The organism is Vibrio sp. 10N.286.51.E5, assembly GCF_041469125.1.
Taxonomy (GTDB): domain Bacteria; phylum Pseudomonadota; class Gammaproteobacteria; order Enterobacterales; family Vibrionaceae; genus Vibrio; species Vibrio crassostreae_C.
Window position 1 is genome coordinate 37,198 of the sequence record NZ_JBFRJZ010000022.1, and the last position, 25,087, is coordinate 62,284.

General features: G+C 45.4%; 21 protein-coding genes, 4 tRNA genes and 1 pseudogene. 11 read left to right on the plus strand and 15 right to left on the minus strand.

All coding sequences use genetic code 11. The annotated features are described in order from the left end of the window. Nucleotides 1–137: 137 nt before the first annotated feature. The 3 genes and pseudogenes from AB4161_RS08215 to AB4161_RS08225 form a co-directional block, all read left to right on the plus strand. Entirely contained in the window at nucleotides 138–695 is a 558-nt protein-coding gene (locus AB4161_RS08215; RefSeq protein WP_017067162.1) for a VC2662 family protein, read from the plus strand. A 192-nt stretch (nucleotides 696–887) separates the two neighbouring features. Beyond that, nucleotides 888–2,366, plus strand: a complete 1,479-nt coding sequence (locus AB4161_RS08220; protein ID WP_017071094.1) for a diguanylate cyclase — start codon at nucleotides 888–890, stop codon at nucleotides 2,364–2,366. A gap of 126 nt (nucleotides 2,367–2,492) precedes the next feature. Next, nucleotides 2,493–2,727, plus strand: a pseudogene (locus AB4161_RS08225) (transposase family protein); the annotation flags it as partial. A 168-nt stretch (nucleotides 2,728–2,895) separates the two neighbouring features. On the opposite strand, the gene AB4161_RS08230 reads toward AB4161_RS08225, so the two are convergent. From AB4161_RS08230 to AB4161_RS08240, 3 genes are all read right to left on the minus strand, one after another. After that, nucleotides 2,896–3,930 (minus strand): OmpA family protein, encoded by a 1,035-nt coding sequence (locus AB4161_RS08230; protein WP_372083178.1) that lies wholly within the window; start codon nucleotides 3,928–3,930, stop codon nucleotides 2,896–2,898. Nucleotides 3,931–4,289: 359 nt separating this feature from the next. Then, nucleotides 4,290–5,267, minus strand: a complete 978-nt coding sequence (locus AB4161_RS08235; protein WP_372083179.1) for an alpha-amylase family glycosyl hydrolase — start codon at nucleotides 5,265–5,267, stop codon at nucleotides 4,290–4,292. Nucleotides 5,268–5,569: 302 nt separating this feature from the next. Beyond that, nucleotides 5,570–6,952, minus strand: coding sequence for a serine hydrolase domain-containing protein (locus AB4161_RS08240; RefSeq protein ID WP_372083180.1), 1,383 nt, complete (start codon nucleotides 6,950–6,952; stop codon nucleotides 5,570–5,572). 425 nt (nucleotides 6,953–7,377) lie between these two features. On the opposite strand from AB4161_RS08240, the gene AB4161_RS08245 reads away from it, so the two are divergent. Then, nucleotides 7,378–8,499 carry an ISAs1 family transposase gene (locus tag AB4161_RS08245; protein ID WP_372083181.1) on the plus strand — a complete coding sequence of 374 codons (1,122 nt, stop codon included), beginning with the start codon at nucleotides 7,378–7,380 and terminating at the stop codon, nucleotides 8,497–8,499. A gap of 93 nt (nucleotides 8,500–8,592) precedes the next feature. On the opposite strand, the gene AB4161_RS08250 is transcribed toward AB4161_RS08245, so the two are convergent. The 3 genes from AB4161_RS08250 to epmB all read right to left on the minus strand — a co-directional run bounded on the left by AB4161_RS08250 (nucleotide 8,593) and on the right by epmB (nucleotide 10,768). Beyond that, nucleotides 8,593–9,081, minus strand: coding sequence for an MgtC/SapB family protein (locus AB4161_RS08250; RefSeq protein ID WP_004733333.1), 489 nt, complete (start codon nucleotides 9,079–9,081; stop codon nucleotides 8,593–8,595). Nucleotides 9,082–9,186: 105 nt separating this feature from the next. Further along, complete coding sequence (locus tag AB4161_RS08255) at nucleotides 9,187–9,732, minus strand: prepilin-type N-terminal cleavage/methylation domain-containing protein (RefSeq protein WP_372083182.1); 546 nt, start codon at nucleotides 9,730–9,732, stop codon at nucleotides 9,187–9,189. Nucleotides 9,733–9,745: 13 nt separating this feature from the next. Then, the gene (gene epmB / locus AB4161_RS08260; protein WP_372083183.1) at nucleotides 9,746–10,768 is read right to left on the minus strand and encodes an EF-P beta-lysylation protein EpmB; all 1,023 of its coding nucleotides are present in this window, start codon (nucleotides 10,766–10,768) and stop codon (nucleotides 9,746–9,748) included. A 33-nt stretch (nucleotides 10,769–10,801) separates the two neighbouring features. Here epmB and efp point away from each other — a divergent pair, with 33 nt between their 5' ends. Further along, the gene (gene efp, locus AB4161_RS08265) at nucleotides 10,802–11,368 is read left to right on the plus strand and encodes an elongation factor P (protein ID WP_017061297.1); all 567 of its coding nucleotides are present in this window, start codon (nucleotides 10,802–10,804) and stop codon (nucleotides 11,366–11,368) included. A gap of 347 nt (nucleotides 11,369–11,715) precedes the next feature. Here efp and frdD read toward each other — a convergent pair whose 3' ends face one another. From frdD to frdA, 4 genes are read right to left on the minus strand one after another with little or no spacing between them, the layout of a single operon-like run. Next, on the minus strand, nucleotides 11,716–12,102 hold the full coding sequence (gene frdD, locus AB4161_RS08270; protein ID WP_052880182.1) for a fumarate reductase subunit FrdD: 387 nt from the start codon (nucleotides 12,100–12,102) through the stop codon (nucleotides 11,716–11,718). 12 nt (nucleotides 12,103–12,114) lie between these two features. Then, nucleotides 12,115–12,498 carry a fumarate reductase subunit FrdC gene (gene frdC / locus AB4161_RS08275; RefSeq protein WP_017061300.1) on the minus strand — a complete coding sequence of 128 codons (384 nt, stop codon included), beginning with the start codon at nucleotides 12,496–12,498 and terminating at the stop codon, nucleotides 12,115–12,117. 1 nt (nucleotide 12,499) lies between these two features. After that, the gene (locus tag AB4161_RS08280; RefSeq protein ID WP_009847917.1) at nucleotides 12,500–13,264 is read right to left on the minus strand and encodes a succinate dehydrogenase/fumarate reductase iron-sulfur subunit; all 765 of its coding nucleotides are present in this window, start codon (nucleotides 13,262–13,264) and stop codon (nucleotides 12,500–12,502) included. Continuing rightward, a complete protein-coding gene (gene frdA, locus AB4161_RS08285) occupies nucleotides 13,264–15,087 on the minus strand; it encodes a fumarate reductase (quinol) flavoprotein subunit (protein ID WP_372083184.1) in 1,824 nt (607 codons plus the stop codon). Before frdA ends, AB4161_RS08280 begins: the two co-directional genes overlap by 1 nt. 451 nt (nucleotides 15,088–15,538) lie before the next feature. On the opposite strand from frdA, the gene epmA reads away from it, so the two are divergent. After that, nucleotides 15,539–16,510, plus strand: coding sequence for an elongation factor P--(R)-beta-lysine ligase (gene epmA / locus AB4161_RS08290; protein ID WP_065677189.1), 972 nt, complete (start codon nucleotides 15,539–15,541; stop codon nucleotides 16,508–16,510). A gap of 85 nt (nucleotides 16,511–16,595) precedes the next feature. Here the strand turns inward: epmA and AB4161_RS08295 are convergent, their stop codons facing one another. From AB4161_RS08295 to rsgA, 5 genes are all read right to left on the minus strand, one after another. Further along, nucleotides 16,596–17,483, minus strand: coding sequence for a DMT family transporter (locus tag AB4161_RS08295; protein WP_017071213.1), 888 nt, complete (start codon nucleotides 17,481–17,483; stop codon nucleotides 16,596–16,598). Nucleotides 17,484–17,645: 162 nt separating this feature from the next. Then, nucleotides 17,646–19,526: a methyl-accepting chemotaxis protein gene (locus tag AB4161_RS08300; RefSeq protein WP_372083185.1), complete on the minus strand. Its 1,881-nt coding sequence runs from the start codon at nucleotides 19,524–19,526 to the stop codon at nucleotides 17,646–17,648. 292 nt (nucleotides 19,527–19,818) lie between these two features. After that, a complete protein-coding gene (locus tag AB4161_RS08305; RefSeq protein ID WP_372083186.1) occupies nucleotides 19,819–21,234 on the minus strand; it encodes a DASS family sodium-coupled anion symporter in 1,416 nt (471 codons plus the stop codon). 308 nt (nucleotides 21,235–21,542) lie between these two features. Further along, nucleotides 21,543–22,463 (minus strand): archaetidylserine decarboxylase, encoded by a 921-nt coding sequence (gene asd, locus AB4161_RS08310; protein WP_017063172.1) that lies wholly within the window; start codon nucleotides 22,461–22,463, stop codon nucleotides 21,543–21,545. A gap of 125 nt (nucleotides 22,464–22,588) precedes the next feature. Next, nucleotides 22,589–23,644 carry a small ribosomal subunit biogenesis GTPase RsgA gene (rsgA, locus tag AB4161_RS08315; protein ID WP_017061306.1) on the minus strand — a complete coding sequence of 352 codons (1,056 nt, stop codon included), beginning with the start codon at nucleotides 23,642–23,644 and terminating at the stop codon, nucleotides 22,589–22,591. A gap of 150 nt (nucleotides 23,645–23,794) precedes the next feature. Here rsgA and orn point away from each other — a divergent pair, with 150 nt between their 5' ends. The 5 genes from orn to AB4161_RS08340 all read left to right on the plus strand — a co-directional run bounded on the left by orn (nucleotide 23,795) and on the right by AB4161_RS08340 (nucleotide 25,042). Beyond that, a complete protein-coding gene (gene orn, locus AB4161_RS08320) occupies nucleotides 23,795–24,340 on the plus strand; it encodes an oligoribonuclease (RefSeq protein ID WP_010434065.1) in 546 nt (181 codons plus the stop codon). A gap of 180 nt (nucleotides 24,341–24,520) precedes the next feature. Next, a tRNA-Gly gene (locus tag AB4161_RS08325) sits at nucleotides 24,521–24,596 on the plus strand. Nucleotides 24,597–24,649: 53 nt separating this feature from the next. Beyond that, nucleotides 24,650–24,725 (plus strand) — tRNA-Gly (locus tag AB4161_RS08330). A gap of 70 nt (nucleotides 24,726–24,795) precedes the next feature. Then, nucleotides 24,796–24,872, plus strand: a tRNA-Met gene (locus tag AB4161_RS08335). A 94-nt stretch (nucleotides 24,873–24,966) separates the two neighbouring features. After that, nucleotides 24,967–25,042 (plus strand) — tRNA-Gly (locus AB4161_RS08340). Nucleotides 25,043–25,087: the final 45 nt, after the last annotated feature.

Genomic DNA, 25,087 nt, shown 5'->3' on the forward strand with positions numbered 1-25,087 from the left:
TTTATGATTTAGCGGCTTATATTCAACAGTACAGTTATTACATTGATTTAACATGGGTAGCTGTTGAATAAAGGACAATAAATGCTTGATTAAAAATGGATTAATCAAGTGAACAATAAGTCAGTGGAGACTCCCCAATGAAAAAACTACTTTCAGTACTTGCTGTGTCTGCAGCAGTAATGGCACCGGCGGCATTTGCCTCTTCGCCTGTTATGTTTTCAACGATCAATGGCTTCAACGCACCTGACTCAGATGCTGTTGGCGGTGTGCGTTTGGCTCTGCTTCACGGACAAGTGAACGACCTTAAAGGTGTCGATCTTGCCGTTGTTGGTATGTCTGAGACGCAAACGACCACAGGTGTGAACCTGGGTATTTTGGGTGCATCAAAAGTGAACCAAGAAATGACCGGTGCATCTCTAGGTTTCTTCAACTGGAACACGGGTAAAACAACGGGTGTTAACCTTGGTGCTGTGAACATTACTAATGATGTGAAAGGCGCGAACGTGAGTTTCGTCAACTACTCAGAAGGTAACACTATGGTTGATGTTGGCGCTGCGAACCTTTCAGAAGTGTCTACGGTTCAGGTTGGTATCTTCAACAAAACCAACAAAATCGAAGGCGTACAAGTTGGTCTGATCAACTGTGCTGACAACGGTTTCTTCCCGTGCTTCCCGATTGTAAACTTTGCTAAGTAAGGCTTAGTGTTACTATAGTGATTCATAACGCCTAAGTGCATCTGACTTAGGCGTTATTGCAACTCAACATTTTCTTATAGATATCCAAACGCCCCTCCAAAATAGATAAGCATATTGTTTTATATTTTCTATTGCAGTATTTTTACTTATAAGTACAATGTGCGATAAATTCCTAATGATGATTTATATGCTTTGATTAACCACCATACCGTCGATTTTAAAAAGGCTTTCTTAGGCCTGACCGCCAGTTTTTTAGTAGTTTTGAGCTTGTTGCTCGTTGATTCAGCGGAAGAATCAGATAAACAGTATGGAATGGAAAACCAAGGCGTAACACGCTCTTTAGCGGAGCTCACACAGATCATAAATGCGCTTGAGTACAACATCACTGCGCTTTATCCACTGCATGGGGATACCTACGTATTCTCGCATGACAAAAAGATCGAGGGTGGGACGTGTTACTTCACCAGTGAGGAGCAACATGCCCCTCGTTTTGATTTTATGTTCTCTGGCCCTCGCGAGATGTGCAACCCGGAATCGGACCTTTATACCGAAGCGGGCAAGCGCCTGTTCATCGCGCCGACCATGGCTTATTTTGCCAATACCATTGATACCATCTCTGCGATTTATTTCATTTCAAAAGAGAAATTCATTATCTCTTCGCCTTCTGATTTTGCCAGTTACATTAAGGGCGACACCTTTGATTCGGTTGTGAATAGCAGGCCTTATTGGGTGAACACGATTCGCTTTGGCTTAGCTCAAGGGCAAGACCAAGTGGTGTATACCGGCCAATATGATGACTACCTGACAGGTCAGAAAGTGGTGACCTTAACCAAAGGAATCTACGTTAATGGTGAGTTTAAAGGGGTGTTGGGTGTCGATGGTTATGTCTCGAACCTAGTATCGAACCCTACCCATGGCTATAAAGTCACCAGTACTCGAGGCGCAAACAAATACGGGTTTATGGATTTTACGTATTCCAAGCCTCTGTATGTTGATGACATTAACACCCAGCTATATCTGAGTATTGAAGAAGATAAGAGCGAGCACTTTCTGCATGTCTTAGAGATGGAGAAGATTCAGCTTTCGATACTGTTGGTTTTGTATCTGCTCTCGGTTTTATGGCTATGGCGCTTCTATACAAGACAAGAGCACCAGCGTTTAAATGAGCTAGCAATGCGCGACCCATTAACGGGCTTGCTGAATCGACGTGGTTTTGAGGCTCGATTACTGGCGCAAGATGAAGAGCCGATTATTGGTGTTGGCGTGTTTGATATCGATGATTTCAAAGTCGTTAATGATCAGCATGGCCATAAAGTGGGGGACGAGGTGATTTGCCATGTTGCTCGGTTGATGCTGAACAGCGTTAGACAGCAAGATATCGTGGCTCGATTTGGTGGCGAAGAGTTTGTTGTCGCGATTACGGGTGAATCGTCTGAGTTGCTTTCATCGATCTTTGAGCGAATTCAAAACGACATTAGCCTACAGAGTTATCGATGCCCTACGGGTGACAAGATTAGTATCTCAGTGTCTGGTGGCGCGACGCTTTACTCTTTGTATAAGTTCGACAGCGTAGGGCACTTGTGGGAAAACCAGAGTATTCGTTCGTCTGATGAGCAGCTCTATAAGGCAAAGGCTGCGGGTAAGAATCAGGTGTGTATTCAAGTGTATTAAGTTCTCCCAAAATAATGCGAAGCCAGGGCGAGATCGCGAACACTTTTTAAGCTACCGGCTGGATCGATTTGACGATCACTTTTACCTGTGATCATATGCGCTCTTTCCTATAAGAGACTAAACGCCATGCATATCGATGAGTTCAAAGAACACTTTCAAACGGTGACTGATAAACGCCAGTCAGCAAAAGTAACTTACTGCTTATTTGAGGTGCTATTCGGGTCATTGTGCGCCGTGATCGCAGGAGCCAAAGGATGGTTCGACATTCGAGAATACATCCTAGGGCACCATGAATGCTTCAAAGTGGATGTCTGCAGTGCATGCGCTTACTGATGGTCAAGTTGTCGCTATCGATGGAAAATAAATTGAGCAAAAATAAATTGAGCCACCCATTAAAAAACAAGCACATAAACCTCTTTTTTTGTTCACGTAACGACAAGCCATTTGGGTGTAGAATTGATATTGCGAAAAAAAGCCAAGGTACAAATTACCTTGGCTTTTAACGTTAATTACTTGAGGTTAAAAGAGCTTATTTTTCTTCCATTGTGAAAGAAGGGGAAAAAACCGATACGCGACGATTTTTAGCTCGGCCTTCCTCTGTATCATTGGTTGCGATTGGCGTTGATTCGCCTTCACCAGAAGTAGTAATACGGTCTTCTGAAATTGAATACTCTGTTGTTAAGTAGTTAGCCACTGTTTCAGCACGTTTTTCAGATAGTTTCTGATTCAGCTCTGAAGGCCCACTTGAATCGGCATGACCAACAAGAACAACGGTTGACTCTGGATGTTCTTGTAGATGATCAATGATAGGTTGTAGTTGATCAGTTGATTTTTGGGTCAGATGTTCTTTGTCGAAATCAAAGTATACTTCAACCTTCGCAGGTTCAACTTGAACCATTGATTTTTCAACAACCTCCTCAACAACGACAGGCTCTTCTTCAACAACGACCTCTTCTTCTTGAATCATTGGTGCTTCAGTTACTGCAGCTGCCTTTGTTCCGCCCCAGCTATAAACCAAGCCCAGTGCGAACAAATTGGTGTCCCAGTTCGAGTCAAAGCCACCATCATCAAGCGTCGCGTTATTATAATATTGATACTCTAAGCGAGCTGAAAAGTTATCAGTAAAGCGCTGCTCAATACCAATACCGACAGTGCCATCAATATCGGTGTCTTTGAGGCCGGATAATCCATCTCTTCCCTTGGTTTGATACCCATATCCACCGGCTTTTAAGAACACATCAAATGAATCTGTTGCTTGCCAAGTAAACTTACCTACGAAGTCAATCACATTGGTTTTGATTGACGCTTGATCCGTTACTTGCAGTTCACCTAGGTAGGTATACCCACCCTCAAGGCCAAACCAATCATTAAAGCTGTAGCCTAAAAATACGCCGCCGCCAAAATCATCATCGTCTTTCAACTGACTTGAAGATACTACTCCATCAAAATCACTATAGTGTGTCACACCAATGCGGCCACCCACATACCAAGGGTTATCTTGTGCCATTGCAAGTGAATTACCTGCAATTAGAACTGTTCCCAAAAAGGCGAGTTTTCTATTCATTTAACATCCTTTTAAATTAGTCAAATCTGCAATCTAGTCCCTTCGTGGCTTTTTACTTATGCATTTAACCAACCGTTAGTAACTGCGTGCTATATTCCGCATGTAATTGATTTACCATGCATTTAAAGAGTAGCCTAAATTTAGCCACCCATTATAAAACAAGCACATAAACCTTTTTTTTTGCGTTCACGTAACGGAAAGTCACTTTGTTGTAAAAGCGATGAACACGGGGAAGTCAAAGAGGTGAACACGATAAAATCGCCTCATATTACTAATAATCGTGAATTGGGACGATATTCAGCCAATCCATGCTCTTGTTCGAGCAAATGGCGGCGGTTGTTAACCAAACTGGGGCAGAGTTAACTTGCTTTGAGGTGCTGACAGCAAGAAGAAAAATGTCGTCGTCGCTTTTCTAGGTGTTCGCAATAACAAGTGAGCTCTTCGAGCGTGCCGACTGGCCCATGAAATAGTTTACCAAATTCGGTAGTAAGCCTTAGCCAATTATCATGAGGGATACTCAGTTTGGTCAGTAACTTTGCGCTTTTCTCACTAATGAAACCGCGCTTGTCATTGCGAATGATGCGCCCGGTCTCATCAACCAAGTCGAGGTAATCCTTTAACGAAAACGCAAGCCCATTATGTTGATTCTCGTGCTCGTTTCCAACAAATGGCAACAGATTTTGCGGTTGTTCGCCTTTGATAGCAGCACGAATGCGCAGTTGAATACTAGTGTGGTCTGACAGCTCGGGGGATGTGGCTAGCTTGGCTCTAATAGGGTTCAAATCAACATAAGCCATACAGGTGATAAGCGCGGCTTCATCGAGTAGAGCTTGCGACTTAAAGCGCCCCTCCCAAAACCGACCTGAGCAGTTATCCTCTTGGTTTGCTTGCCTTGCGATAGGTTCATTCAGGCAGCGCATAAACCAACTGATGTCACACAATCGGCTTCGATAGGTCGCAATAGCGTGCTTTAATCTGGCAACTTCATGGGTTTCGACTAACTCCCCCCTAACAAATTTACGAGTTAATTCATCGCCTTTAAACAGTTTATGCCACTGTTCAAGCACTTCTTGGTCGCTCCAACGGTTTGCCAAATCGATATCGACTCGCAACACCACATGCAGGTGGTTCGACATCACCGCAAAAGCCGCCACATCAATGGCGAAGACGGTTTCAAGCTTTAACAGCAACGACTCAACCCAGCCTCGGCGATGGTCATAGTTTTTGCCGGAGTAAGCATCATCGCCACACCGATAGGCACACCGAACCACGCGACTACAGCAGTGGTAATACGGCGTGTCTTCAATACTAATTTGGGTTCTGCGAGGGCGGGGCATAACATGACTCCTAAATCGATAAATTACTTCAGTTTAGTAGAGGGCGTAAAATCTCGCTATTTGCATTGGATGGCAGGATTTAAGGGGTGATTTAACCTGGGTAGTTTGATTTATGCTTTCCCACGATTTTTAGGGGTGAATTTTATTATGGGTGGCCTAATTTTATATTTGATTTTATATAATTTATACCGTCGCACACAGTAAAGGCTCTAAGTCCTGCCAACTTAGAGCCTTTATTATTTGTGTTGACATTGTTCAACCAACCACCTTCACTTGAAGCTATAAAGGTGGTGGCTAGGAGCTTATTGTCCTGCGACAACCTTTGCCGCTTCACGGATAAAGCCCATCATTTTATCTTCACCATATGGTGGGACGTATGGATTAGATGAGAAATAGACACCAACAAAGTCACGTTTCGGATCAATGTAGATCCCTTGTCCCAAGTTGCCATGTTTATACAATGCACCATCGGCAAACATCGCATCAAACTGGAAGGTATTAGTGGCTGGTGCATCAACAAAGTCGCTTACAAGGCCTGCATATTTGGCGCCGCGCTCAAATACTGCTGTTGGATTGGCATTGTCGTACATAATGGACATGACTTGTGGTGTCACTACTTGCTCATCAGATACTTTATTCCAACTCGGTGTATATAAAGCACCAAATTTCGCCATGTCTTCTAACGTGGTTGACACTAAGCCGTGCGCTACTGCCGTTCCTTCAGGGGTCAGGTTAAATTGAATGCCTTTCGATGCACCCAGTTTGCTCCAAACTCGCTGTTCAAAAATATCGGTCCACGGTTTGTTTTCAATTTTTTCAGCCATATAGTTCAATACGGTTGTCGTAGCTGAGCTATAACGGTTTACCTCACCCGGCTTTTCACCGTCTATTTTTTCGGCTTGTTTAACCACATCTAGCCAGTTCTCAACTACCTCTTTGCCCGGTGCTGGTTGACCAAACTCTGCAGAGAAGAAGCGAACAATGATTGATTCAGGATCTAAGATTGATTCTAGGGTTTCTTCAAGTTGAAGGCCCGTTGACATATTCAGTGCATTTTTAACCGAGACTTGATCCCAGTTGCTGCCTTTTAATTCAGGGACATAAGTCACTATTGACTCATCTAAATCGACTTTGCCTTCGTCAACTAGTTGAGCAATAACCAAGCCTACCGTTGCCTTGGCTGCAGACATCCAAACGTGGTTATCACTTGGGTTCATCCCCGGATACGCTTGATAAACGATTTCACCTTTGTGAAGCATCATGACACCTTGGACTCGGTGGTGAGGATGCACTACATAGTCTTTTAGCGCGATCGTGCCGCTGTTTTTGGTATCAAAGGTGATGTCACCAATACGCTGATCAATCGCTACTTTGAGCTCTTTTTGTTTTGCTGCTGGGTCAGCAATCGCAGTGCGCATTAACTCACTGAGTCGAGCGTTATAATAAAGCGCGTGGTCGCCCCCCATCTGATAATGGAAATTATTGAACCCTTTATGCGCAGCCTCAGCAAACTCATGTGAAAAGCCATCTTTAACTGCCGAAACTGGCATGGTGACCGTTGCGCCTGGCTCGGCAAGATATTGGGCAAGAACCTCTTGCATTGAAGGCTTATCTTCATTGGCCATAGCTAAAGAAGCAACCGCCATTGCAGAACCTAGTAGTGCGAACTTATATTTTGAAATCATTTAGTTACCTATAGTATTTTCGTCAAATGCAACCAACTTAGCTCAAAGCTCAAACGTCGAACAATCGCATTTGATGGGTCGAGTCGTGCAGAATGTAACAATACGCTTCACATAAACGAGCGCTCAATAATAATATTGCCCCTTCATTTTGTGTTTGATCGCTTGAGCGATTCCTTTTCGAAACTGTATGAGTTAATTTACATGTTAAAAAAGGATAAGAGTGGCCCATCTCAGACAGTAAGCTCTTCCCTATTAAGATAGACTGTGAGTAGAGCAAAACACAAATGAACAATCAGCCAGTAAATGACAGTGTAAGTGACAACTTAAGTCAGGGCAAAATCATGAACGTTTTATAACCACTTAAAACGATCGATTTGACGATCACTTTGAGCTGTGATCTTATACTCTCTTTTCCGGAGAGTATTATGCACATTGAGCACTTCAAAGAACATTTTCAAACCATCACCGACCAGCGCCAAGGTGCAAAAGTGACTTATTGCCTTTTTGAAGTTCTATTTGGTTCATTGTGCGCTGTTATCGCAGGTGCTAAGGGTTGGTTTGATATTCGCGAATACCTCCTTGGGCATCGCGACTGGTTCCAACGTAATGGATTGTTTTTGAGAGGTATTCCTGCCGATGACACTATTGCTCGAATCATATCGACTATTGAACCTGAGCAGTTTCATGAATGCTTTGTTAATTGGATGTCGTCGGTCCATACCCTCACGGAAGGCCAAGTCGTTGCGATAGATGGCAAAACGCTTCGTGGCTCCTACAACCGCGAAGATAGAGCCAGCACCATACATATGGTTAGTGCTTATGCGTCATCAAATAAATTAGTGCTTGGGCAACTCAAAACCGAGCAAAAAAGCAATGAGATAACGGCCATTCCTGAACTAATAAAGATGCTCAATATTAAAGGCGCACTAGTGACTATCGATGCTATGGCCTGCCAAACCAAAATAGCCAAAGCCATTGTAGATCAGGGTGGAGACTACTTATTAGCCGTCAAAAGCAATCAAGGGAAGCTTCGTCAATCCATAGAAAAAGCCTTCGCGTCTGAACGAGCAAATATGGCTGATAGTATTTCACTTGAAACTCACCATGGGCGCATAGAGTCTCGTCAATGCTACGTTGCTGATAGCGCCAAACTTGAGGGTGACTTCAAACGATGGAAAGGCTTGCAACGCATTGTTATGGTTGAGAATTACCGCCTTGTTAAAGGGAAAGAGGTTGATTTAGAGTATCGTTACTACATTAGCTCCAAGGCACTTACTGGCGAAGAAGCGGCAATAGCAGTACGAGAACATTGGGGGATTGAGTCGATGCATTGGGTTCTCGATGTCAGTATGAACGAGGATGCATGCCAGATCTACAAAGACCACGGTGCAGAGAATTTGTCGTGCTTACGCCATATGAGCTTGAATATGCTTCGAGCAGAATCAACCAAGTTAAGCATCGTGGGTAAGCAGAAACGGTGTATGATGAATACATCGATGTTAGAAGCCGTTTTGAGTGCTGGTTTTAATACCCTGGTTGAAAACTAAGCACTCATGCGGTCGCCCTGAATGCGAAGCCTAGTCGTTTGACTAGGCTTCTTTGTATCATTGGCATTACCACTAAGGCTATCAAGTGCTGCGCTATTTCTTCACGCGACCTTTTCGCATCCACTTTTGGTGAACGCCACGACGTAAGCTTTGGAAGCTGTTTTCCACTTTATCGACACCAAGCAGAATCACTAGCGCCATTAGCGTGATAATGACCGATTGGGAAAGATGCCCTAGTGCGATCATCATACCTAATGCTGCGAGTACCCAGATAATTGCGGCTGAAGTCACGCCATGAATCTTGCCATCCAGTGTCATCATTACACCAGCCCCAAGAAATCCAACACCCGTAATTATCTGACCAAGCACACGAGCTTGATCGAGTGTGTTAGGGGAAAGGCTAATCGCCATCGTAAGGAAGAAATAGGTACCACTGATGATCAGAATCGACGTTCGGATTCCGACGGGTTTACCGCGTGTTTGCCTTTCGATTCCGATTAAAGAACCACACAGCATGCATGCAGCGAGGCCTGCCCAGCTAAAGGGGGCAAGGTTGAGAGTTTGTTCTATAAATTGTGACATATCACCCCTCCTAAAAATTTAGAATAGAGCCGAGTATGCTAATAATAGACCGGACGATCGAACAAAAACTTTTTGTCTTAACGATTGATAAAGATTACTTAAAACCTAGCAGCCGCTTGTTGTTAAGGTGAAGGCTGGTGTCGTGGTCTCTGTCGCTTCTTGGTACTCAAGGTAGCAGTTATCAGCCTGTTTTTTTCGGCTAGAAGGCGCATAAAGAATAATGCCATCATTCGCATCTGTGTTGGTAAAGAACCAGTCAGCTTGACCCGTATCCCAAACAGCATCTAGAAAGCTTGATTCGATGAGCTGTGACCAAGTTTGATCGTTCATCGCTGCAGGATAACCATAGACCACTGAGATATTGTCACCCTCAACATTAATCGATGCGCTAGCTGCTTTATCTAAGCCCAATGCTGATGTCTTACCATAAAGCATAGCACTTGCGCCCTCCATTCCGCCTTTAAGGCCGTTTAATGTCGAGATACGAGCATCGGTTTGAAGGTTGAGGAACTTAGAAGCTGCAGTGACCGACACAATACCTAGAATCACGATCACCACGACCAGCTCGATGATGGTGAAACCTCTTGAGCTGAACCTAAGCGCTGGTTGAGATGTGGTTGCTGGTGGAGCAACTGAGGTATTGTGTTTCATTGATACAACTTCTCTATTCAATGTGTAGGTCGAGCGGTGTCTTGCTGCTGCGTCCGCCAATTTCACGGGTTAACTTAGGTACTAGGTAGCCAGAAACCTCAGAGATTAGTCCTTTAAAGTGATGCTTCGCCTCTTCATCTGAAATATAGAAGTGCGCTGCGCCCTGAACCTTATCAAGTACATGCATATAGTAAGGTAAAATACCGGCGTCGAATAGCTTTTCGCTTAATTCTTTCAATGAGTTAGCGTTGTTGTTTACGCCTTTAAGCATCACGCCTTGGTTGAGCAGAGTAGCACCACTTAACTTAAGCTTGTGGAAGGCTTGTTTGAGCTCTAAGTTGATTTCGTTAGCATGGTTAATGTGGCTGACCATCACCACATTAAGGCGAGTTTGAGCTAACAATTGGCACAGTTCATCCGTTACTCGAGCGGGAATCACAACCGGTAATCGGCTATGAATTCGAACGGTTTTTATATGCGGGATCTGTTCGATAGCATGGATAAGCCATTCGAGTTCGCTGTCTTTGGCCATCAAAGGGTCGCCACCCGATAAGATAACTTCGTTGATCTCTGGGTGAGCAGCCACATAGTCGAGGCTGGTTTGCCAAACAGACTTCGAGCCCTTGTTATCTTGGTAAGGGAAGTGACGACGGAAGCAGTAGCGGCAGTTTACAGCGCACCCCCCTTTTACAATCATCAGTGCGCGGTTTTTGTATTTATGCAGTAGCCCGGGAATGGCGTTGTCTTGCTCTTCCAAAGGATCGGCGGAATAGCCTTGGTGTACCTCAAACTCTTCGCTTAGCGGTAAAATTTGTCGTAGCAATGGATCGTGTGGGTTGCCTTTTTCCATTCGTTCGACAAAGCTAAGAGGTACCCGAAGTGCAAATAACTCACGAGCAGCGAAGCCTGCTTGCCATGGTGTTGGGTCTATTTCCAATGCCTCAAGCAGTTTTGTCGGGTCAGAGATCGCATTCGATAGTTGTTTGAGCCAGTTTTGCTCAACAGATTCGACTTTTCGGGTTATGATATGCGGCATTGAAATTAACTCAAAGATGTGGAAGAGAAAATCATGGCGTCAGTAAGCACCAATGAATTCAAAGGCGGTTTAAAATTCATGATGGATAACGAGCCTTGCTCAATTATCGACAATGAATACGTTAAGCCAGGTAAAGGCCAAGCGTTTAACCGTGTTAAACTTCGTAAACTGCTGTCAGGCAAAGTGTTAGAGAAAACATTTAAGTCAGGCGATACAGTAGAACTAGCGGACGTTGTAGACGTTGAACTAGGCTACCTATACAGCGATGGCGAATTCTACCACTTCATGAACAACGAAACATTCGAGCAAATCGCTGCTGATGCAAAAGCAGTAGGCGAGACTTCTAAATGGTTAGTTGAAAACGACGTATGTACTCTAACGTTGTGGAATGATAACCCTATCACAGTAACTCCACCAAACTTTGTTGAGATCGCAGTAACAGAAACCGATCCTGGCCTTAAAGGCGACACACAAGGTACTGGCGGTAAGCCTGCAACTCTAGCAACTGGCGCGGTAGTTCGCGTACCTCTATTCATCGCAATCGGTGAAGTTGTTAAAGTTGATACTCGTACTGGCGAATACGTTGGTCGTGTGAAGTAATTGACTTCAAGTATCTGAAAAAGGTCGCTTAGGCGGCCTTTTTTGTATCTGGAGATCGGGGAAAAGCAGAAGAGCAGACACGCGTAAACGAGATGCGGGATGCGGGATGCGAGATACGAAGAGCTGGAAGAGCAGATATGTGTGAACGAGATGCGAGATACGAAAAGCAGGAAGATCAGAGCCGAGTCAGAGAGATAAGATATTCAACAAATAACAAAAAAGCAGAGCTGGATAACCTAGCTCTGCTTTCGTTTTTCTGCTCTTAAGCTCTTCGATACTCGATTACTCGAATCCCGCATCTGCTTTTAAGCTCTTCGATACTCGAATCCCGAATCTGCTCTTAACTGTTAGATCATAAAGATGAAAATAACAGATAACGCGCTGATTAGGCCTGCGAAGAAGTAGCAACCCACTTTACCCGCAACGCCGACGTGGAACTTAAGGTCGTGCATGCCGTGGTGAAGACGGTGCATTGCATGCCACATTGGCAGTGCTAGCGTACCGATGATGAATAGCGCACCGATAATGCTGGTGGCGAATTCAGACACACGCTCGTAGCTCATTGCGTCCGCATCGATAATGCCCATTGGCACTAAGATACCCAGCACTAAGATTGTGATTGGTGTGATCATCGCGAACCAAGTACCGCCAGCGCCAAATAGGCCCCACCAGATTGGCTCATCAGAGCGTTGTGGGTTGTGGTTAACAGGTTTTACTTTGTAATTTGTGTTCATAACGAAAGCTCCTTACACCACAACAAGAACGATTAAAGAAATAAAAGCCACCGCTGCCCACTGGGTCAGTACGATGATTTTTTTATCAACCAATTTGCCTTTAAGACGGATTGGCATCACTTGAGGCATCATGCTGAAGAAGGTTTGAGCGTGCAGCAAGCTGCCTAGCAGTGCCACGATGTTGATACCAACGACGATAGGGTTAGCCATAAAGCTCAACCAACCAGCCCAAGCTTCAGGCCCTTTCACTAGTGCACCCAAACCGAAGGTTAGGAACAGAGTGAATAGAATCAAAGGCAGTACAGTCGCTTCACGTAGCATGTAGAAGCGGTAGAACGGATGGTTGCTCCACCACGTTCTCTTCATCTCACGAACATAAGGCTTACGATTGCTCATATTATGCCTCCTCTGCTGTTTTTACTTGCGATCCGTCTGGCTTGAACATCGAGATAACGAAGTCCATTGAAGACTCAACTTTACCTTGGTTTACTGCAGCCGCTGGGTCTACTTTCTTCGGACATACGTCAGAACAGTAACCTACAAACGTACAGCCCCAAGCGCCATTGTCGCCATTGATAAGCTTCATACGTTCAGCTTTACCATTGTCACGGCTATCTAGGTTGTAGCGGTGAGCAAGAGCAAGTGCCGCAGGGCCGATGAACTCAGGGTTTAGACCAAACTGAGGACATGCTGCGTAACACAAACCACAGTTGATGCAGCCAGCGAACTGCTTGTATTTCGCCATTTGCTCTGGAGTTTGGATGTTCGTGCCGTCTTCTGGCTTACGGTCGTTACCAATGATGTAAGGCTTGATCGCTTCAAGGCGCTCGATGAACGGCGTCATGTCGACAATCAAATCTTTTTCGATTGGGAAGTTAGCTAAAGGCTCAATCTTGAAGCCATTCGGGTAGTCACGTAAGAAGCTCTTACACGCCAGTTTTGGCACGCCATCAACCATGATGCCGCAAGAACCACAAATCGCCATACGACAAGACCAACGGTAAGACAGGTCTTTATCTAGGTTGTCTTTGATGTAACCGATCGCATCAAGTACTGACATGGTCTCATCAAACGGAACTTCAAAGGTTTGAAAGTGAGGTTCTGCATCGTGCTCAGGGTCATAACGCAGGATTTCAATTTTTTGGATTCGATTCGCTGACATTATGCTTGCTCCTCTTCGCTCTTCTTAGCATTCTCTTCTGCTGCTTTTTCAGCGGCAGCGGCTTTCTCTGCAGCTTCACCGTACAGACGAGCTTTAGGTTGAGATTTAGTAATCTTAACGCCGCTGTAGTCGATGGTTGGTGCTGCATCTTCGTTGTAGAAAGATAGAGAGTGTTTCAGGAAGTTTACGTCATCACGTTCTGTGCAGTTGTCGTCTAGACGTTGGTGTGCACCGCGAGACTCTTTACGAAGGATCGCTGAGTGAACCATCGCTTCTGCAACTTCAAGACCGTAACCCACTTCGATAGCGTAAAGTAGGTCAGTGTTGAATACTTTGCCTTTGTCTTTAATGCTGATCTTCTTGTAGCGAGCTTTCAGTTCAGTGAGTTTGTCGATGGTCTTTTGCATCAAGTCTTCTTGACGGTAGATACCACAACCCGCTTCCATGGTGTGACCCATTTCAGTACGGATATCAGCCCAGTTCTCGTCGCCTTCTTGGTTTAGTAGACCTGCGATGCGCTCTTCAACCGCTTTCACTTGCTTAGCGATAGACTCTTCGTTCCAGCCTTTGAATTCAGCAGCGCGTTTCACGGCTTGTTCACCAGCAACGCGGCCAAATACTACGAACTCAGCCAGAGAGTTAGAACCTAGGCGGTTTGCACCGTGTAGGCCAACTGAAGCACATTCACCAACGGCGAATAGGCCTTTAATACGAGTTTCACAGGTACCGTTAGTCTCAATACCACCCATGGTGTAGTGAACGGTTGGACGAATTGGGATTGGCTCTTTTGCTGGGTCGACGTTTACGTACGCTTTTGCAAGCTCACAGATGAACGGTAGACGCTCTTGCAGGTACTCTTCACCAAGGTGGCGAAGGTCAAGGTGCACGACATCACCAAGTGGGTGCTTGATGGTGTTGCCTTTCTGCTGCTCGTGCCAGAATGCTTGAGAAACTTTGTCACGTGGACCCAGTTCCATGTATTTGTTTTTCGGCTCGCCCACTGGAGTTTCAGGGCCCATGCCGTAATCTTGCAGGTAACGGTAGCCGTTCTTGTTGACGATGATACCGCCTTCACCACGACAACCTTCGGTCATCAAGATGCCAGTGCCCGGTAGGCCTGTTGGGTGGTATTGAACGAACTCCATATCACGCAGTGGTACACCGTGGCGATAAGCCATTGCCATACCGTCGCCAGTTACGATGCCGCCGTTGGTATTACAGTGGTAAACACGACCTGCGCCGCCGGTTGCTAGAACAACAGATTTTGCTTTGATGGTAACAAGCTCACCTTCAGACATGTGAATCGCGATTAGGCCTTGTACTTCGCCATCTTCAACGAGCAAATCCACCACAAAGTACTCATCAAATCGTTTGATTGTGTCGTACTTCATCGAAGTCTGGAACAGAGTATGAAGCATGTGGAAGCCGGTTTTATCCGCTGCGAACCACGTTCTCTCTACCTTCATACCGCCGAATCGGCGTACGTTTACTTCACCGTTTTCTTTACGACTCCATGGGCAGCCCCATTGTTCCATTTGGATCATTTCGCGAGTCGAGTTTTCAACAAAGTATTCAACAACATCCTGTTCACATAGCCAGTCGCCACCGCCAACAGTATCGTTGAAGTGGTTATCTAGGCTATCTTCGTCTTTAATTACCGCTGCTGAACCGCCTTCTGCTGCCACCGTGTGCGAACGCATTGGGTAAACTTTAGAAATCAGTGCTACTTCCAGTTCAGGATTAGCTTCAGCCGCAGCAATAGCTGTACGAAGACCAGCGCCGCCTGCGCCGATGACTGCGATATCTGTGGTAATTGTCTTCACAGTTATTCTCCAGTGTGATGCGGAGTATTCCGCTTGTTATTATAAAAAGCCTATTTAGGAGGTTCTAAATTGTAGGAACCATTTAGCACCCCTAAGCCTTAAGTGGTAGGTTCAGTGTAAGAGAGGAAGGTATTCGAAAAGTTGATGCATTTGGGTTTTTAGGTCGGTAATGCATATGGAGGCATAGAAATTATAGGTTATGTGACTGCAATCACGGCAATGAATTGTTGATAACGATTAACCCACAGGACGGGTGTTAACGGCTTGTTGAGTATGATTTTTGTTATCAATGTTGATGTGAAATCTGTATTGATAATTGTATTGTAGAACGTAATTTTCTGGCTTCATTAAAACAACATTTTGCTTTCACGAATAGAAAGATAGAAGCTTACAAAAGCGATGAAAGGTGGTAATTTTCGTCGCCTAGAATTCAGTAATATGGAACTCAATAATGCACTCTACATGGCAACCGGCCGCAACCATTAAACAGTTAAAGCAACGTGCTGATATCCTTAATCAAATTCGTCAGTTCTTTGCTGAGCGAAACGTGATGGAAGTGGATACGCCTGCGATGAGCCACGCCACGGTGACGGACGTGCATTTGCATACTTTCAAAACTGAATTCGTAGGGCCGGGTTATGCACACGGTCAGCCACTGTTCTTTATGACTAGCCCTGAGTTTCATATGAAACGTCTATTAGCGGCGGGCAGTGGCTGTATTTACCAAATTTGTAAGTCTTTCCGTAACGAAGAAAATGGCCGTTATCACAACCCTGAGTTCACTATGTTGGAGTGGTATCGCGTTGGCTTTGATCACCATGACTTGATGGATGAAATGGATCTGTTGTTACAGCAGGTACTTAAATCAGGCTCAGCAGAGCGAATGACTTACCAACAAGCCTTTATTGACGTGTTAGGAGTGTGTCCCCTGGAAGATTCGATGGCTACGCTAAAGCAAGCCGCAGCAAAACTTGGGCTCAGCGACATTGCAGAACCAGAAGAAGACCGCGACACCTTGCTGCAGCTGCTGTTTAGTATTGGGGTTGAAGCTAAGATAGGGCAACAAGTGCCTGCGTTTGTTTATGACTTCCCAGCATCACAAGCGGCGTTAGCCAAGATTAACCCGAATGATCCACGAGTGGCGGATCGCTTTGAGGTGTATTTCAAAGGGATTGAATTGGCAAACGGCTTCCATGAGCTGGATAAACCACAAGAGCAGCTCAAGCGCTTTGAAGATGACAATGCCAAACGCATTGAGATGGGCTTATCGCCTCAACCGATTGACCATCACTTGATTGAGGCATTAAAAGCGGGCTTACCAGACTGTGCGGGTGTTGCTTTAGGTATTGATCGTCTGATCATGCTGGCGTTAGGTTATGACCACATCGATGACGTGACGGCTTTTCCTTTCCCACGTTCTTAACTTGTTGCTTTTGTTTTTACTGAGAGTGAATAGTCATTAGCTATTCACTCTCAGTTTCCAATCAGCTGCCAATTAACTTCACTAGCTAGCTGACTAGAATACCAGTACCCACTACGGCAACAATGGCACCGATCCAAGCGTAGGCATTTGGTCTCTGTTTGGTGTACAGCCAAAGTATTGGTAACAACATGATAGGTGTGGTTGAAGACAACAGAGCAACCATGCCGACATTTCCTTCTTGCAGTGCATACAAGATCAGCGTCATTCCCACCGCCATAGCAAGAAAGCCGTTCACTGCGGTAATCGCGAATATTTGACCATTCATCGGGTTAATTGCGCGTGAGAGCTTGGCACCCGTTAAGCGAAATGCGGAGTGAGCAACAAAAGCGGTGATCATACGAATTGCTGAAGCGGCAACAGGGTCTATGCTGGTTTGCATCACGGGTTTTGCGATGATCCCACCTAATGCTTGGCAGATAGCCGCTGTGATTCCGAGAGCTACACCAATCCACACGGTGCCCTTGATGGTTTCGAGTTGGTTGTTGGCTTGTCCTCGACGACCAAAGAATATCGCGGTTAATACACCACTGAACACCAAAGCCGAGCCAATCAGCTCCACCGAAGTCATGCTTTCGCTAAATAGGAAGTAACCAAGAATCGCCGAGAACACGGCGTGACAAGAGAACAGCAAACCTGCTTGGCGCGGTCCCATTCTGTTCAAACAAGCAAATAGGGCGGTATCACCAATGAAGATGCCAATTAGCCCAGACAGCATCATCGGCGTGACTAGGTCTGCTTCGACCGTTGACCAGCCACCAGTAAACCAAGCCATGCTCGATAAGATGATAGCAGTGCAACCCATGCGCCAACGGCTATAGGCGAAAGAACCTAAGTGTTGAGCAGGCTTTACTGACATCAGGCTCGCGATAGCCCAAAGAAAAGCGGCAGCAAGAGCCAACCATTCGAATCCCATCTGAATAACATCCTTGTGTCTGGGATAAATTAGCTCATCAATATGCATTAAACCGGACTGAGAACAAAGTGATTCTTGTGAAAAGAGTCACTTTGTTTCAGTTATCGGTTTACGTCACCTGCCGCTCGGTGGTGAGGTTTAACTTATGTTGCTTGAGATGAGTTATACCTTAAAGCGCTCCACATCTCGGCGCATCGACTCGGCAGCGTTACTCATTTCATTTGAGCTATTGCGGCTGCTTTCAGCTTGTTGTGCAAGATCGTCGGAGGCATCCTTGATTCCTTGCGTATTACGACTGATGTCTTCGCTTACTGCGCGTTGCTCTTCTGCAGCACTCGCTATTTGCAGCGCCATATCGTTGATTTCAGTGATCGCTTGGGTGATTTTAGAGAGGCTGCCATGAGCTTGCTCTGCGAAGCCAACGCTGTTCTCTGCCAGTTGGGTGCTGGTGGTCATGCTTTCAACGGCATGTTCGGTATTCTTCTGTAACGTATCAATCATCACGCGGATTTCTTCGGTCGAGCCATGCGTTCTTTGGCTCAGGACTCGAACCTCGTCTGCAACAACCGCAAATCCACGACCTTGCTCACCCGCACGCGCCGCTTCAATCGCAGCGTTCAATGCCAACAGGTTGGTTTGTTCGGCAATGCCTTGAATGGTGGATAGTATCTGATTGATGCTTTGCGCGTTGTTTTCCAGTTCTCGAATAACATTGGCAGCGTCTTCAACTTGAGTTGCAAGACCAGTAATCGCATCGCGGTTTTGTTGAATAACCTCTTGGCCTTCGTTACAAGCGGTGGCTGACGCTTGAGAAGCGGATGCCGTGAGTTCGGCATGGCTAGCCACTTCAGCTGCCGTGGCTGACATCTCATGAATCGCGGTCGCTATTTGATTGATATCGTTTTGCTGATTCTCAACTCGAATGGATGATTGGGTCGCCAGTTGATTGGCTTTTTCTGCATGATTGTTTAAATCGTGGCTGTGCTCTATTACGCCCTTCAACATGCTTTGCATCTGGCTTAAGAACTGGTTCACAAGTTCGGCTAGTTTGCCTATCTCATCCATACGCGTGATATCAATACGCTGAGTGAGATCACCTCTGCCTTGAGCTAGCTGAGTCAGCGCTTCAGACAAGGTTTGTAGTGGGGAAAGCAGGCGGTTGATCACCACTGTGCTCGCAATCGAAATGACGATATACAAAATCAAAGAAGTAAGAGCGATGAACTGAATCGCGTCAGATACTGCGGAAAACGCCATTTCCTTATCGATAACAATACCCAGTGACCAATCGGTATTCGGGACATTGGCAATGTAGACCATTTTATCCTCTTGGCCAGGCCAAGTTAGCGTAGTGATCATTTGGCCTTGGATCAGTTGTGACACTTTGTTGGCTGTTAGTTCCGGATTCAAACTGGTCAGTGGTTTCTGACTTAGCTCTTCATCACTGTAGGCAACGATGTTGTTGTTACCGTCAACTAAAAACGCAAAGCCATCGTTATCCAGTTTCACGTTGAGTACGGTGTCGATAATGCTGGTTACAGTTAGGTCTGCCGCGAGGACACCTTGTCTTTCACCGTTGAATGCTTTTGCAAAGCTGATGACAATGCTGCCGTCAAAGTCTTGATAAGGTTCAGTAATGACGAGGTCTGATGTTGCGTTGGCATCTTTATACCAAGGGCGGGTGCGTGGGTCGTAGCCTGCTGGCCAATCTTCACCTTTGTCGCCATACGCGATAGTGCCGTCGCTGAATCCGGCATAAACAGACAAGAATTGTCCAGCTTGTTTGGTGATTAGCAACTCGCGGTCAGAGTTACTGTTGCTTGAAATGGTCGGTTCATTAGCAAGCATCATATCGCTGCGAGTCGAGAGCCAATCGGCAATATAATTCGTCGTGCCAGCACTGACATTTCTCATTTCTTGGTTGATCGCGACTTCAGTTTCTTGAGTCAGTTGATTAACCGATATCCAGGCTTGAGCGCCACTCACGACGGCAATAATGACCGCAATTGCGATCTGAATTTTAAATTTAATAGTATGTCTCAAGGTCCATTCCTCTCTGATTAGACAAAACCTAACTACGTTGACGTACTTAATAATGAATTGATGTGTCTTTGATTGGCGTATAGTGCCGCTGTCTTAAGTTGAATGACTGTGTTTAAAATCATAAATTCTAAATATATTTGCTCTGCTTTTTGTAAAACAGTGAAGTAATATCACAGTTACCTATTGATTGAAATGTCAGTTAATTGCTTGAGGTGGAGTGGTATAGATCGAAAAAAGCGCCAAATTTACATTCAGCGCTTTAGTTAGGATTAAAGGGGAGCGTTAACGCTTACTAGGTGATGATAAACAGGGCGAGGTAAACCATCAGCAAGCCCACAATACCTAAGATGATGCCCATCTTCGCCATGTCTTTGCTTTCGATAAGCCCGGTCGAGTAGGCCAGTGAGTTTGGTGGTGTCGATACGGGCAGAATCATACCAAGTGACGCAGAGAAGGCGATCACAACCAGCAAGCCTTGCAGACCACCAATCGCAACTAGGCTTTCCATGGAAGCACCAATTGCAGCGGCTATCGGCATCAGCAAGTTGGCCGTCGCAGTGTTTGACATGAAGTTCGCCATTAACCAACACACGATAGACAATGTCAGTACCACAGCTGCAGGTGAGAGCGATTCATAGTCAATTGCGTGTGCGAGTGCAGCGGCTAAGCCTGTTTTATCTAAGCCAATACCAATCGCAATACCACCTGCGACCAGCCACAACACATCCCAGTTAATCAGCTTGAGCTCTTCTTTGCCCATGATGCCAGTGAGCGTAAACACAGCCAGTGGAATGATAGACACGACATAGGTGTTCATGCCGTGCAGTTTGGTGGTCATCCACAATAAGATTGTCGCAGCGAAGGTGATGTAAACCACAATCGCTCGCCAGCTCTTTCTAAATTGTCCATCAAGCTTGAGCACCATGTTTCTTTCTTTAGAAGGGAAGAGTTTTTGTAGAAGAAACCAAGCGATGGTGAGTTGGATGATCACAAAGGGTAAGCCCATCATCATCCAGCTGAGGAAGTCGATGGTATTTTCACCCGTTAGGTATTGCAGCGCGATGGCATTGGGCGGTGTACCGATTGGGGTTGCGATACCGCCAGTATTGGCAGCAATTGGAATACACAACACGAGCGCTTTGATACCCATATCGCCTTTTGGTGCAGATGCCACGATAGGGCCGAGCAGCGCAAGCATCATTACCGTCGTTGCGGTATTTGACATGAACATTGAGAACACGGCGGTGATCAGCATTAAGCCGAGCATAATGAAGCGCGGCTCTGTACCAAATGGTTTGAGAAGCACTCGAGCTAGGTTGTTATCGAGTTCGTACTTGGATGCGGATATCGCAAGAGCAAAGCCACCCATGAAAAGGATGATGATTGGTGATGAAAATGCACCGAAGATGTCGGTATATTTGATTAACTCACCGAGATCGTGCCCCGCTGGTGGATTTCTAAATAGGTGTAAACCTTTGTCAGATATCATCACCAGTTCAAGCGCAATGATCAAAATGGAAGTGGCGAATACCGGAACAGGTTCAAGCACCCACAGCAGGGCTGCTAATAAGAATATCGCCAACAGGCGGTGTTGAATCAGCGTGAGATCATCGATTGGTATTGAATCTATCGGCATGAATAACACGCCTAAGGGAATCGCAAAACAAATCAACAGCTTGACCAGAACGCCAACATTGAGTTTAGGCATGTACAAAGACCCTATAAATAAAATATCTTCAAATAGAGTAAGTTATCTGGATTTCTGGTACTTGGAGACGGGTTGTAAAATCAAAAAGTTGTTTAAGGTTTCGACAGTTGTTTTGTTTTTGGTCAATCTTTTATCTGGGCAATTAGAGACAAGAGTGAGAAGCAGCAGGTGGCTGGGCAGGGTTTGAAAGATTGAGTTGTTAGAGCTTGAGTAGCAAATGAATCGGTAGAGTTAAGAAAAAGGCGCGTTCTTCTCTGAAATAGAAAAAGTAACGCGCCTTGAAAGCTTAAATGAGTTAACTCAAATTGTTAAGCTTGGTCAGTGTTCTCAGCAGAATCGGTAACAACATCGTCATTTGCTTGCGCTTCTTTGCCAGCAATGTGCGCGAAAGGTGTACCAAGAACCGTTTTCTCGCCATTTTGCATAGTGTCGTCAAACTTGATCGCATCTTTAGCGAACAGGTTGATAACGGTTGAACCAAGCTTAAAGCGGCCCATCTCTTCGCCTTTCTTCAAGATGATTGCTTTGTCACCTTGTGCAGGGTAATCCCATTTGTAAACCGAGTTACCACGAGGTGGGGTGATGGTACCTGCCCATACTTGCTCGATGCTACCTACGATCGTTGCGCCAACCAGCACTTGTGCCATTGGGCCAAATTCCGTATCGAAGATACAAACGACACGCTCATTACGTGCGAATAGGTTTGGAACGTTTTCTGCCGTTAACGGGTTAACTGAGAAAAGGTCACCTGGAACGTAGATCATCTGGCGCAGTGTGCCGTCGCATGGCATGTGCACGCGGTGGTAATCACTTGGAGACAGGTAAAGCGTTGCGAATTCACCGTCTTTAAATTCATCCGCTAGCGCAGCATCACCACCCAATAGCTCGCGAGCTGAGTAGTTATGGCCTTTCGCTTGAATCAGTTGACCGTCAGTAATTGGGCCAAATTGGCTCACACGTGCATCTGCAGGGTGAACAATAACAGACTCACCTTCAGCGATAGGACGCATGCCTTCTTTCAATTCACGCACGAAGAATTCATTGAATGTTTTAAAGTGTTTTGGATCGCTATGCAGAGCTTCATCCATGTTCACTTTGTATTGCTTGATGAACCAGTTGATGATCGCTGTCGTTAAGCCGCCCGCTTTAGCAGACGCAAGTTTGCCGACTAGGCGAGTTAATCCATGTTGTGGAATCCAGTACTGCAATCCAACTTTAATCTTATCCATTGTATTAATTTTCCAATGCTAATTGTTTTTCAATTAAATCTGTCGATGACGGTTTAGGGCGCGAGATGTTACTTAAATTCGCGCCAATTGTCAGTAAATGCACACATTTGTTCACAAAAACGCGATTAGAGATCGGCTTTTTTGTTGCGTGAATACTGACGGTTATCTTTGTTACTCGCCATGCTTTCAATGATGCGGTGGTAGTTGTCGAAACGTAATCGACTGATCTTTCCGTTTTCTACCGCTTCGCGCAGGATGCAGCCTGGGTCATCAATGTGTTTACAGTCACGGAACTTACAACCGCCAAGGTAAGGCTTGAACTCGATAAAGGCTTCAGTGATTTCGTCGGCCTCTAGGTGCCATAGGCCGAATTCACGCACTCCTGGTGAATCAATCAGATCACCACCAGAAGGGAAGTGGTATAAACGAGCTGCCGTGGTTGTGTGCTGACCAAGACCTGAGTTCTCAGAGACTTCGCCTTCTTCAATGTCTAGCGTAGGCATTAATGCATTCACTAGGCTTGATTTACCCACACCCGATTGACCAACAAAGATGTTGATACGGTCTTTGAGTTCAGCTTCCAGCTCTTTGATGCCGTAGCCAGACTCTTTACTCACGAACATCACTTTATAGCCGATCTTCTCGTACTCTTTAAGTGTTTCACGGTATTCAGCAATCTGCTCATCAGTCAGTAGATCGACCTTGTTCAGTACAACAAGCGGCGCGATGTTTACCGTTTCTGAAGCAATTAGGTAACGGTCGATAATATTAAGTGATAGCTCTGGTAGCACAGCCGATACGATAACCATTTGGTCGACGTTCGCAGCTACTGGCTTTAGGCCATCGTAGTAATCAGGGCGAGTCAGCATTGAAGTTCTCGGCTCAACCGCTTCCACAACGCCAGAAATACCGGCCATTGATTCTAAGCCTGCGCGCCAAGTCACTCGGTCACCAGAAACTAAAGTCTCGATACTACGGCGTAAGTTACAACGATGAACTTCGTTAGTTTCAAGATCTTCGATATCAGCATGTTGGCCAAAGCGCGTAATCACGAGTCCGCTTTTGGTTCCGCCAAGCATGTTCTCATCCCATTGGATAGAATCTTCTTTCTTGAGTCGCTTGTTCTGGTTGCTACGTACACGACGTACTTGACCTTTGGTTAACTTCTTTTTTTTAGCCACAATTTTTCACTTAACACATCTAACTTGATGATTGGGGACTCAAACAGGATGTTGCTGGTACCACGTGATTTCGATGGTCCTAAAGCTAGTTTGAGTATAGTTATTTGGGTATAGTACCTCTTTTACACATAAACAAATAGGCGACGCCTTATGTCCTTTAGCGATCAGAACCTTATTTGGGTTGATCTAGAGATGACAGGACTTGATCCTGAAACTCATAAAATCATTGAAATTGCTACTATCGTTACTGATAGTGAGCTTAACATCCTGGCTGAAGGACCTGTTTTGGCTATTCACCAACCTCAGAGTGAATTGGACAAGATGGACGAGTGGTGCACAACGACGCACACTGGCAGCGGCCTTGTGAAGCGAATTCAAGAAAGTACGGTTTCAGAGCAAGATGCCATCCAACAAACCATTGAGTTTCTTGAAAAATGGGTACCAAAAGGTAAGTCACCAATTTGTGGCAACAGCATTGGTCAAGACCGCCGTTTCCTATACAAGCACATGCCAGAGTTAGAAGAGTACTTCCACTACCGCTATGTTGACGTAAGCACTCTGAAAGAGCTGACTCGTCGTTGGAAACCTGAAGTGTTAGATGGTTTTTCTAAGTCGGGAAGTCACCTTGCGTTAGACGATATTCGAGAGTCGATCGCCGAGCTGCAGTACTACCGAAAAACGATTATTAACATCTAGTCGAATAAAATGATCACGTTTATCTAACTTTTCAGGGACATAAGAGCCGTTTTTTTTGCAAATCTGTGTGCTTTTACAGCAGTTGAGTAAAAAGTTTCGTAATTTTGCATTAAGGACTTGCATCACAAAAAAATGCTCTTATAATTCGCAGCCCTGAACGGAGAAAGACGTTTTCAGATTGCGATACTAGCTCAGTTGGTAGAGCGCAACCTTGCCAAGGTTGAGGTCATCGGTTCGAACCCGATGTATCGCTCCAATTTGTAGGTTACGGCGAAAGCGGTAATCGAAAGGTGAAAGACCTTTTATAATGCGATACTAGCTCAGTTGGTAGAGCGCAACCTTGCCAAGGTTGAGGTCATCGGTTCGAACCCGATGTATCGCTCCAAATTCTCTCTCACGCTTTATGCTGAAGATGAAAATGGTTTAGTCTCATTGTCTTAAACAATGCATCCGGACGCGGGATGGAGCAGTTTGGTAGCTCGTCGGGCTCATAACCCGAAGGTCGTCGGTTCAAATCCGGCTCCCGCAACCACATTACAGTTAAGCGCTATCTATTGCCCAAGGCGGTAAGAGCTGCCCAAGGCGGTAAGAGCTGCCCAAGGCAGTAAGAGCAGCGATTAACTAATGCGATACTAGCTCAGTTGGTAGAGCGCAACCTTGCCAAGGTTGAGGTCATCGGTTCGAACCCGATGTATCGCTCCAATTTAAAGAATCATCAACTTAATTGATGCATCCGGACGCGGGATG